Here is a 12049-nt window from a genome sequence, read left to right as displayed (position 1 = left end):
GCTGGCTTTCGTTGCTGCACAGTAGTTTTCCTTGCAGCTGATAATACCTTTAATCCGTTTCCCGTTTGATTACTTTCTCTCTCAGCTGTTACTTATTTTATGATCTTACTACCTTTGTCTCAGCATCCTAAAAGCAGTTCCCGCATACTATTGGACTGCAGGTCCCGCACATTTGCGGGATAAAAGAAAAGGAAGTGGCGCTGTATGCTTGCGCACAGCAGTCTATTTTACGCATCTGCAACCGATGTTTTACAGTCGCCACTTTTGTAAATAGTTCCAATGAACTTTTGTATTTTACATTAGCATTTGTACCAGGCAGATGAGTTTCAAATTCCGCCGCAAATACAAATACTTTAACGTTAGCCGCTATTTGCTTGAACTACTTAAACGCTTATGAGTAATAAATTGAGAGGCATTAAACCAAAGCTAATGGCTTTGAGTATCTACCAAATTATTGGTGGAGTATTAGGAATAGGATTAACACTGTGGATGATAAACTTAACCTCAGTTTCTTCGGTTTTTCTATTGTTAGTCCTATTTGTATGTGCCTTGTACGGCTATTCCATTTACTGCGGAGTGCTTCTGTTGCAGGAAAGAAAAGATGGCTTGGTGCATTCGAAAATCAATCAGCTTTTGCAGGTGGTTAGCTTTTCTATCTTTGGCTATGCCTACCAGTTCACAAGTGGCGCCGCTTTATCTGTAGGATTGGACTTAACAGAATCACTGAATTTTAAGTTCAATTTGAATGCCTCTTCTTGGCAAGTCAACATTAATAGTGACAGCCCAGCATTAATAGTCAATGTAAACTTATTGGCTTTGTTTCTGATAAGGTTTATTGATATAACGCGGAAGAGACGTAAAGGAATGGAAGTTGAAGCACAAATAGCAGCTATTGGACAAACACCAGAAGAACAGCCACTAACACCAGCTTTGTAAAAAAAGTTGCTTTAGTGGTAAATTCAGTAGTAAAACACTTATCAGCGGTATGAGGTTTCGAAAAAGTTTGAACAAAGAACGCCACTTTTTCTCAAAGCTCTTATCCGTTATGCGCCATCAATTGTACCATTCATTATAATTCAGATGCCTAAATCGTTGCTTTCCCTTTTTATTTCTTTTTTTATAATACTTCAGTCAAGCTGTTCGCCTAAGACATCAGAAGATGCAAATGAAGTGTACCGACTTTGGACAGGTGAAAAGCCTTCCAAAAGTATACAAGTGCTGAAAGGCAAGTATTGGCAATCAGGACATTTTACTAAGGAATATATAATGTTCATTGAGCTTCATGCTCCCAAAAACTGGATTCAAGAGTTTATTGTTCAAAACAAATTGAAACCCGCTACGGAGGCCATAGTTCTTCCAACGGATGCACCCCCTTGGTTCAAGCCCACTTCTTCCTACAAAGTTTGGGAACCATCAGATTTCAGCCAGGGCTCTGCTTATTATGTGGATTCTGCTAATAGTCAGGTGATGTTTTATGAAATCCAACTGTAAACCCGATTGTTGAAAGCCATCGGAAATGCCTTGCCACGTCGCCAATTAGAAGATCGGCATCTGCATCAATGGTGAATCTTTAAATATGATAGGATCTTCCTGGATGGTTACTGTCCAAGTTTTTTTATTGACGTCTAAACCAATAAAGAGTTGTTTCATAACTTACCTCCGAATTTTAGAAGGGTAAGCTACTCTTTTACATATATGCTTGATGCTATGCCTGCAGACGATAAACTATTAACAGAAAACCGCTAATCAGTAAAAGTCCAGTGCCACCGCATTCTAATTATCATTAGTTCTTTAATTCATCATTCGTATTTTTAATTGGCTTTTGTTCCAGGCTGACGTTATAAAATTCCTGCACAGCAGCAAGCCGTTTCACATTACCCATGGTAAATAGACGACACCGAACCAAATGAACGAGATAAATGAATTGCCAAACCCACATTTAGGCACATTTGCTTGCCTCAACGCACTGGCGACCGGTTCGCAAGCAAAAGAGCCTAAATTTTTGCCAACGCACCATAACGACGTAAGATGATTTTAAATATTACAACAACACATAAACCAGCTACTGACTTAGGTTATTTACTTCACAAACACCCTGACAAGTTTCAGACCTTTGATTTGTCAGTTGGGAAAGCTCATGTGTTTTATCCAGAAAAGGGAGAAGATAAAACAACTATCAGCCTATTACTCGACATTGACCCTATCGATATGGTTCGTGGTGCAAGAAATTTGGGTGGAGACGGTTTTGCACTTGGACACTATGTAAACGATAGACCCTATGTTGCATCATCATTTATGAGTGTTGCTCTTTCAAAAGCTTTTTCATCTGCAATGAATGGTAAGTGCAAAGAAAAGCCGGAACTTGTTGATGTAAAATTGCCATTTAAAGTTTCAATTGCATCAATTCCCGCTCCAAAAGGTGGCGAAATTTTAATTAGAAAATTTTTTGAACCACTTGGTTATAAAGTGGAATTGAAGCGACATATATTAGATGCTAAATTTCCGGAATGGGGAGACAGTAATTACTTCTTATTAAAACTTGAACATACAATAACCACAAAGGAATTACTTTCACACTTGTATGTTTTAATTCCAACTTTAGATAACGACAAACACTATTTTGTAAGTGAAAACGAAATTGAAAAGCTCCTCCAAAAAGGAGAAGGTTGGTTAAAAGACCATCCTGAAAGGGAACAAATAATAAGACGCTACTTGATTAATTTAAACTCATTATCAAGACAGGCACTTGAACGACTAAGCGAAGGAGAAGAAATTGAAAACTTTATAGCTGACCCAGTCGAAAAGACAGCAACTGAGAAAAAGAAAGAAACCCTCCATGACAAACGAATTAAATTAGTGGCTGAAAAGCTTGTTGAATCAGGAGCCGCAAGGGTTTTAGACTTGGGGTGTGGAGAAGGAAAACTTATCAGACAACTACTTAAGCAAAAGCAATTTACTGAAATTGCAGGAATGGACGTTTCCTACAATGAGCTATTGAAAGCGAAAGAGAGACTTCACTTTGACGAAATGTCTCCTAAACAAAAGGAAAGAATCAACCTTTTTCAAGGCTCATTAACATACAGAGACAAACGACTTGACGGTTTTGATGCCGTTGCGGTAGTAGAAGTCATTGAGCATTTGGATTTAAACAGACTTAAATCGTTTGAAAGGGTTTTGTTTGAATTCGCAAAACCCAAAACTGTAATTCTTACCACTCCAAATAAAGAGTATAATGTAATGTGGGAAAAATTGGATGCTGAAAACATGAGACATGACGACCACCGTTTTGAATGGACAAGAAACGAGTTTGCCGAATGGGCAAACAGAATAGGAAAATCTTATAATTACAACGTGGAAACATTTCCAATCGGTGATGTTGAGGAAAATATCGGTGCTCCATCACAAATGGCAATATTTAAATATGGAAATTAAAGTACCCGAACTTTCATTGGTTGTTTTAATCGGTGTTTCTGGTTCGGGAAAAAGTAGTTTTGCAAAGAAGCTATTTAAACGAACGGAAATATTATCGTCTGACGAATGCAGAGCATTGGTTTCAGATGACGAAAACAATCAGGCTTCAACCAATGACGCCTTTGATGTTTTATATTATGTAGCTGGCAAACGCTTAAAAAATGGCTTATTGACCGTTGTAGATGCAACCAACGTTCAAAAGGAATCAAGAAAAGGTCTAATTGAATTAGCCAGAACCTATCATTGTTTACCTGTGGCAATTGTATTGGATTTGTCTGAAAAAGTATGTGAAGAAAGAAACCTAAGCAGACCGGACAGAAATTTCGGAGGACATGTAATTCGTCAACAAAACCAACAATTAAAGAAGTCAATAAGAGGTTTAAAAGACGAAGGCTTCAGACAAATTTATATTCTGAAATCACTTGAAGAAGTTGATTCAGTTCTTGAAATCAAAAGAGAGAAGCTTTACAACGACAAAAAATGTGAAACGGGTCCATTCGACATCGTTGGTGATGTTCACGGATGTTTTGACGAATTGCAAGAACTCCTTTCAAAATTGGGTTATACCATAAACCAAGTTGAAGTAACTGATAAGAATTTTGGCTTTAATGTTATTGCTCCTAAAAGCAGAAAAGCAATTTTCGTTGGGGATTTAGTTGACCGTGGCCCTGATTCGCCAAGTGTCTTGCGTTTAGTTATGAGTATGGTTAATTCAGGGGTTGCGTTTTGTGTGCCAGGTAATCACGATTTAAAATTACAGAAGTACCTTAATGGAAAGCAAGTTCAGTTAAAACATGGTTTAGAAGTTACAGTACAACAATTGGAAAATGAAACTTCCGAATTCAAGAAATCGGTTGAGCAATTTCTATACAGCCTGATTAGCCACTATGTTTTTGACGATGGTAGATTAGTTGTTGCCCACGCTGGTCTGAAAGAAGAAATGCAAGGTCGTGGCTCAGGTGCAGTTCGTTCATTTTGTATGTACGGTGAAACGACTGGAGAAATTGATGAATTTGGCTTGCCTGTTAGACATAATTGGGCAAAGGAATATCGTGGTAAAGCAAAAGTTGTATATGGTCACACACCTGTTCCCGAAGCGGAATGGTTAAATAGAACCATCGACATTGATACAGGCTGTGTATTTGGTGGAAAGCTTACTGCATTGCGTTACCCCGAAGAAGAATTAGTTTCTGTTAAGGCTAAACGAGTCTATTGTGAACCAATAAAACCTTTAGACTTCAACGAATCAGAATATAAACTTAGTTCACAACAAGAATATGATGATTTACTGAACATTGAAGATGTTACGGGAAAACGTATCGTTCAAACCAGGTTAAGAAACAATATAACTATCCGGGAAGAAAATTCTATTGCAGCCTTAGAAGTAATGAGCCGTTTTGCAATCAACCCAAAATGGTTGATTTATTTACCTCCAACCATGTCTCCATGTGCAACAAGTGAATTGCCTGAATTTTTGGAACACCCAGCACAGGCTTTGAATTACTATAAAAAAAGAGGAGTAGAAAAGATTATTTGCGAAGAAAAACACATGGGTTCTAGAGCTGTTTTAGTAATCTGTAAAGATGAAGCAACTGCTATAAAACGCTTTGGAATTGAAAATGAAGGCAATGGAGTTTGCTACACACGAACAGGTAGAAACTTTTTTAATGACTCGGAAATTGAGAAAGCCTTTATAGCAAGAGTTAATCAGTGCCTGACAAACACCAACTTTTGGGATAAGTTCAATACTGATTGGGTATGTTTAGATGCCGAGTTAATGCCTTGGTCTGCAAAAGCACAGGCATTATTAAAAGACCAGTATGCATCTGTTGGTTCAGCAGCAGGCGGAGCTTTACCAGTTGTCGAGCAAGCATTACAAATGGCACTTTATAGAGGAGTTAAAGATGCTCTGCCATCTTTAGAAAAATTTGTCATTAAGAACAAAGCTATAGACAAGTATGTAAAGGCTTATCAAAATTATTGTTGGACGGTTGAAAGTATTGACGATTATAAATTAGCCCCTTTTCATATTTTAGCTACAGAAGGAGAAGTACATGTTGATAAAACACATGAGTGGCACATGACAAACATTGAGGAGATATGTCAAGGTGATTTTAAACTATTTATGGCAACACCTTACAAAATCGTTGACTTGAAAGACCAATCAAGTTTTGATGAAGCAGTTCAGTGGTGGCTTGACCTGACTAGTAAAGGTGGAGAAGGTATGGTTGTAAAACCTTATGATTTTATTGCTTATGGTTCGGACGGACTTTTGCAACCAGCCGTAAAATGTAGAGGAAGTGAATATCTGAGAATAATTTACGGACCTGAATATGATGCACCTGGAAATATCGACAGACTAAAAAACAGAGGTCTTTCAAGAAAACAATCTTTAGCTCTAAGAGAATTTGCACTTGGGGTTGAAGGACTTGAAAGATTTGTAAATAAAGAACCTTTAAGACGAATACATGAAAGTGTGTTTGGAATATTAGCATTAGAAAGTGAAGATGTTGACCCAAGGCTATAACCCAACCCTTCGCAGCCATACACATTGGCAAGCCGCTCAAGCCAACGCTCCGTTTAAAAAGCTTCAAGGTGCGCCCGGGGTGAAGATCCCACGTGGATCTTAAAGTATAATAACCCTGGAATCCTTAATGCTTCAAACAAATGTAAAACTACTTATAACCATCATGCATCGTAATGCGCATAGCGCTTAATTCCAGGATTATTTGGCTACATGGCAAAGCATATTTCCAATATGCAATTTCCTAAGTCACTATTTTTGTCTAAACCCTTCAGATAGCTATTCTTACAAACATATTGGCACAACCTATAGAGTATCTTAAAGGCGTAGGACCTTTAAAGGCAGATATGCTGAAAAAGGAATTAGGCATTTTTACCTATGGCGACCTTTTAAACTTTTTTCCCTACCGGCATATTGATAAGACCCGCATTACCCCTATTTCTGATCTCACACCATCTTTAGACTTTGCACAGGTACAGGGGAAGCTTTGGTACTATGAAATGGCGGGAGAACGCAGCGGGAAAAGACTTACAGCTTTCCTGACAGATGAAACAGGGGTGCTGGAACTTACCTGGTTCAAGAACGTAAACTGGATAGAAAAGAACCTGAAACAAAACGAAGTGTATAATGTGTTTGGCAGGATCAGCTTTTTTATGGGCAAGCCCCAGATTGTGCACCCGGAGATGGAACTGGTTAAGAACCTGAGTACATCAACCAAAAACTACCTGGAACCTGTTTATTCCACTACCGAGAAATTAAAGACTAAAGGATTGAGCGGCCGGCAAATAGGTAAACTGACGGCTGCTCTTTTTACTATACTTACGGAAGCTGCAGTACCTGAAAACCTTCCTGATGGCTTAATCAAAAAATTAAAGCTTTTACCACGGTTCCAGGCATTGCGGCAAATACATTTCCCAACTACCCCTGCACTTTATGAACAGGCTTTAAGAAGACTGAAGTTCGAAGAGTTTTTTATTACCCAGCTAAGACTGGCCAAGGTGCGCTCCGACAGGCACCGAAAGTCGAAAGGGGTAATATTTGAAAAGGTGGGTGATCTTTTTAATACTTTTTATAAAGAGCATTTACCTTTTTCCCTGACCGGGGCACAAAAAAGAGTCATTAAGGAGATCAGGAATGATACCGGCAGCGGCCACCAGATGAACCGTTTGTTGCAGGGAGACGTGGGTAGCGGAAAGACCATTGTGGCCCTTTTGATCATGTTGCTGGCAGTGGACAATGGCTTCCAGGCATGCATGATGGCACCTACCGAGATCCTGGCCCAACAACATTTTACTTCCATCAGTACCTTATTAAAGGACCTCCCTGTGGGGGTACATCTGCTCACCGGTTCCACACCTGCCAGTGAGCGAAAGTTTATTTTAAAAGCGCTTGCGGAAGGTAACCTTAGCATTATAGTGGGCACGCACGCCCTTATAGAGGAAGTGGTTCAATTTAAAAATCTGGGTTTTGCAGTGATTGATGAACAGCACCGCTTTGGAGTGGCCCAAAGAGCATCACTATGGAAAAAGGCTCCCATACCACCCCATATTTTAGTAATGACGGCAACGCCTATCCCACGAACATTGGCCATGACTGCTTTTGGCGACCTGGATTACAGTATTATGGATGAATTGCCCCCCGGGCGGCAACCAATTACCACAGTTCATCGTTATGATAGTTACAGGACCAGGGTGATGGATTTTATAAGGGGTGAAATAGATGCCGGCCGACAGGTGTATATTATTTTTCCACTCATTGAAGAAAGCGCAAAACTGGATTATGAAAACCTGATGGGCGGTTATGAAAACGTGAAGGCTTTCTTTCCTGAACCGCGTTATTGGATAAGCATGGTGCACGGCCGCCAGCCTGCAGATCAAAAGGAAACGAATATGAAAAGATTTGTTTCAGGAGATACGCAGATAATGGTCAGTACAACCGTTATAGAAGTGGGTGTAAATGTCCCCAATGCAACTGTAATGGTCATTGAAAATGCGGAGAAGTTTGGTTTGTCTCAATTGCACCAGTTAAGAGGCCGGGTGGGAAGGGGAGCTGAAAAGAGCTACTGCATCTTGCTTACATCGTCAAAACTGGGAACAGATGCAAAGGAAAGGATCAGGATAATGACCTCTACCAATAATGGTTTTGAAATTGCAGAAAAGGATTTAGAGCTGCGCGGTCCCGGTGAAATTGAAGGAACAAAACAAAGTGGTATTTTAAACTTTAAGCTGGCAGACCTGGTCAAAGATAAACTGATACTGGAAGCTGCCAGGAAGATAGCGGAGCAACTTATTGAAGATGACCCGGAATTAGAAGACCCAGCCAATCAGCCCCTGAAAAACTATTTACTGTCACTTCATGGTAAAACTCCCTGGAGTAAAATTTCTTAACAGGGTTTTTGCACAACAATTTTGACGAATATTAGTTAACTTAGAAAAGATTGAACCCTAAAAGCTACATACTTCTTCTGCTATCCACCCTGCTTGCTATTACCTGTTTTAGCCAGAACATTGAATTTATTGAGAATAAGGGCCAATGGGATAAAAAAGTTTTATTCATGGGCAAGGTCTCTGCTGGTTCCTTTTTCGTGCATAAAGATGGCTTTACAGTATTGCAAAACAATGCAGCAGACTGGGAAAAACTTCATCAACTTACACACAACAGGGGGGCTGATGAATCTACCAGGAATGCTGCCAGGAACCTGGTATTACGGTCGCACGCCTATACTGTAAATTTTGAGGGCGCTAATCCAGGGGCGCAGATTTTACCTGATAAAGAATTGGTAACGGTAAGTAATTATTTTTTGGGTAACGATCCTTCCAAATGGGCAACAAATTGTAAAACCTACCAGGGTATAACTGTAAAGGACATATACCCTAACATTGATGTGAGGTATTACTCCGATAATGGGACCATGAAATATGATCTTATTGTTCATCCCGGCGGAAACCCTGCGGACATTGCTTTAAAGTACAATGGAACTAACCAGCTAAAGATCAAAAATAAAGAACTGATCATTGGTACTTCTGTAGGTGACCTTAGAGAGTTGTCTCCATATACCTTTCAATATAAACAGAATGGGAAAGCGGAAGTTGGAGCCAAGTATTTATTGAAAAATAATACGGTCCGCTTCAATATCAAGGACTATGATCCTACTACCACATTAATTATAGATCCTACGCTCATCTTTTGTTCTTTTACCGGGAGTACAGCTGACAACTGGGGTTTCACCGCCACGTATGGCCCTGATGGAAGTATGTTTGGTGGAGGTATAGTATTTTCCCAGGGTTTCCCGGTTTCGCCAGGTGCATTTGATACTGATTTTACCAATGGCGGCACCGCATGTTTTGGAGGCATTGGTTTCGACATCGGGATAATTAAGCTTTCTCCTGATGGAACCACCAGGTCATATGCCACCTACCTTGGTGGTAGTGGAAACGAAATGCCGCAAAGTCTCATAACCGATGCTAATGGCGACCTCATTGTGGCTGGAAGAACCGATTCGCCCCTACCTGGTGCAGGAGGAGTTTCCTATCCTACAACGGTACCGGTATTTGGTCCGGGTGGTTCATGGGATATTACTATAACCAAATTGAATGCAGCAGGTAATGCACTGATAGGTTCAGCACGTATTGGTGGAAGCGGAGAGGATGGTGCCAATATTACCGCATGTGGCGAAGGACCTAAATCTCTAGAGCAAAATTATGGTGACGAGGCCCGCAGTGAAGTGAACCTGGACAATGCAGGAAACATTTACCTGGCTTCATGTACCCGTTCAGATAATTTCAAGGTCCAGGGAGGCTTTCAATCTACATCCGGTGGAAGCCAGGATGGAGTGGTATTGAAGTTCAATCCTGACCTGTCCAGTTTATTGTTCAGCACTTACCTGGGAGGAAGCGGAGATGATGCGGCATATGTTATTTCTATAGACCCCATAACTTCTAATATTTATGTTGCCGGTGGCACCTTAAGCAATAGTGGCTTTGGATCTACATCAGGGAGCATCAGTTCTTCTAACAATGGTGGTATAGATGGCTTTGTATCTGAGATCAGTAATGATGGTTCAACACTTATAAAGAGCACTTTTTTGGGTACCGGCGGCGATGACCAGGTGTATGGTTTGAAATTCGACAAGTTTGGTTTTCCTTATGTGATGGGGCAAACAACCGGTAAGTGGCCCATTCTCAATGCCGGCTGGAGCCAGCCAAATGGAAAGCAGTTCATTGCCAAATTAAAGAAAGACCTTTCAGGATATGTGTATTCCACCACTTTCGGTAAGGGCGATGCTTTTCCGGATATTTCACCGGTAGCATTTCTTGTTGACCGTTGTGAGAATGTCTATGTATCGGGCTGGGGAGGTCTTGTAGATGCCAGGTATAAGAATTCCGGTGCACAAGGTTTGCCTGTCACATCTGATGCTATAAAAAGCTCACCCGATATCAGTACCAGGAATCACTTAGGACAGGATTTTTACTTTTTTGTTTTGAAAAAAGATGCAGCTGCACAGCTATATGGTAGCTTTTTTGGACAAAATGCTCCTGGTGATATTGGTGACCACGTAGATGGAGGCACCAGCAGGTTTGACCAGAATGGTGTGATCTACCAGGCCATATGCGCCAATTGCGGCACCAACCTTCCTTTCCCAACCACGCCGGGCGTTTGGGCACCAACCAAGCCCTCAAGTGCAAACTGTAACCTTGCAATGGTGAAAATATCCTTTGAGTTTTCAGGAGTTCGTTCTGGTATTCAATCTTTCATAAACGGGGTTCCCAGGGATACGGCAGGTTGTGTTCCGCTCAAAGTTGACTTTTCTGATACGGCCCAATTAGCTGTAAGTTATGAATGGAATTTTGGAGATGGCAGTCCGCAGGTTACCTCAACTACGCCGGGACTTAGCCATACTTATAATACCGTGGGCGTATACAGGGTAATGCTTGTAGCCATTGACTCAACTACCTGTAATATCAGGGACACTTCTTATCTGAATATAAAGGTGGGCGATCTTAAAGCCTTACTCGACTTCAATGCTAAAAAGCTTGATCCATGTACTGCTTTTAAATACCAGTTTGATAATTTATCTGTGGCTCCTCCTTCAGCACCGTTTACTGCAAATACCTTTACTTGGGATTTTGGAGACAATACCCCTAGGATCAAAGCAGGAACAGGCCAGGTATTTCATACCTATGCAGCTCCGGGAACCTATACAGTAAAACTCATTTTGAATGATGAGAATTATTGTAACTCTCCTGATAGTGTAGTGAAGCAGATCAGGGTTGCAGCGTTGGTAAAGGCAGATTTTGAGATACCGCCCACTGGTTGTGCCCCATATGAAGCCAGCTTTAATAATATTTCCGCCGGAGGTTCACAGTTTACCTGGAATTTTGGAGATGGCAGTACCTCTAATGATGTAAGCCCAACGCATTTATATCCTAATCCGGGCACCTATACTATTTCATTGACAGCAGTGGATTCTGCAACCTGTAATATTACTGATACCAAATCTTCCACCATAACTATCTATGCGAATCCTACAGCTGATTTTACAGCTACGCCTCAGCCACCTGTAGTTAATGCACCTATATCATTCACCAATCTTTCCAGCGCGGATGCAGTGCGTTTCAAGTGGTTGTTTGGAGATGGTGATTCTTTGTTGACCACAACGAGGTCCATCATACAACATGAATACAATGCTACCAATACCTACCATGCCTGCCTGATAGCTTATAATGTGGCAGGTTGTTCAGATACGGTTTGCAAGGATGTAAGTACACTGATTGAACCGGCCCTGGACGTGCCAAATGCTTTTACGCCCAATAGCGGAGATGTGAACAGTAAGGTATTTGCCCGTGGCTTTGGAATTGCAAAGATGAAGTTTACAATATGGGCCCGTTGGGGTGAAAAGGTTTTTGAAACCAATGATAAACACATTGGCTGGGATGGTCGCTTTAATGGTAAATTACTTCCTATGGATGTATATGCCTATACAATAGAGGCCGAGTTTTCCGACGGGACGAAAACTACTAAGAAAGGGGATATTACATTGATCAGGTAACTGTG

6 protein-coding genes are annotated in these 12049 nt (G+C 40.8%); all 6 read left to right on the top strand.

From position 1 onward, the window contains the following. The first annotated feature begins 429 nt into the window (after nt 1–429). Nucleotides 430–936: a hypothetical protein gene (locus BUA53_RS18090; protein ID WP_072836802.1), complete on the top strand. Its 507-nt coding sequence runs from the start codon at nt 430–432 to the stop codon at nt 934–936. 330 nt (nt 937–1266) lie between these two features. Continuing rightward, nucleotides 1267–1491, top strand: coding sequence for a hypothetical protein (locus BUA53_RS21470; RefSeq protein WP_217653028.1), 225 nt, complete (start codon nt 1267–1269; stop codon nt 1489–1491). 537 nt (nt 1492–2028) lie between these two features. Then, a complete protein-coding gene (locus BUA53_RS18080) occupies nt 2029–3432 on the top strand; it encodes a 3' terminal RNA ribose 2'-O-methyltransferase Hen1 (RefSeq protein ID WP_072836801.1) in 1404 nt (467 codons plus the stop codon). Then, nucleotides 3422–5998 (top strand): polynucleotide kinase-phosphatase, encoded by a 2577-nt coding sequence (locus BUA53_RS18075; protein ID WP_217653027.1) that lies wholly within the window; start codon nt 3422–3424, stop codon nt 5996–5998. Before BUA53_RS18080 ends, BUA53_RS18075 begins: the two co-directional genes overlap by 11 nt. Nucleotides 5999–6291: 293 nt before the next feature. Beyond that, nucleotides 6292–8382, top strand: coding sequence for an ATP-dependent DNA helicase RecG (recG, locus tag BUA53_RS18070; RefSeq protein ID WP_072836799.1), 2091 nt, complete (start codon nt 6292–6294; stop codon nt 8380–8382). 50 nt (nt 8383–8432) lie between these two features. Next, nucleotides 8433–12044 (top strand): DUF7948 domain-containing protein, encoded by a 3612-nt coding sequence (locus BUA53_RS18065; RefSeq protein WP_072836798.1) that lies wholly within the window; start codon nt 8433–8435, stop codon nt 12042–12044. Nucleotides 12045–12049: the final 5 nt, after the last annotated feature.

The organism is Flavisolibacter ginsengisoli DSM 18119, assembly GCF_900129295.1.
In the GTDB taxonomy this organism is placed as follows: Bacteria; Bacteroidota; Bacteroidia; order Chitinophagales; family Chitinophagaceae; genus Flavisolibacter; species Flavisolibacter ginsengisoli.
The sequence above is the reverse complement of the archived record's forward strand: the minus strand, read 5'-3'. Positions and strand labels throughout refer to the sequence as shown.

What these genes read in the sequence shown, in the direction of transcription:
- BUA53_RS18090 (WP_072836802.1), top strand. Translation starts at nt 430, where the DNA reads ATGGCTTTGAGTATCTACCAAATTATTGGTGGAGTATTAGGAATAGGA.
- BUA53_RS18080 (WP_072836801.1), top strand. Translation starts at nt 2,029, where the DNA reads ATGATTTTAAATATTACAACAACACATAAACCAGCTACTGACTTAGGT.
- BUA53_RS18075 (WP_217653027.1), top strand. Translation starts at nt 3,422, where the DNA reads ATGGAAATTAAAGTACCCGAACTTTCATTGGTTGTTTTAATCGGTGTT.
- BUA53_RS21470 (WP_217653028.1), top strand. Translation starts at nt 1,267, where the DNA reads ATGTTCATTGAGCTTCATGCTCCCAAAAACTGGATTCAAGAGTTTATT.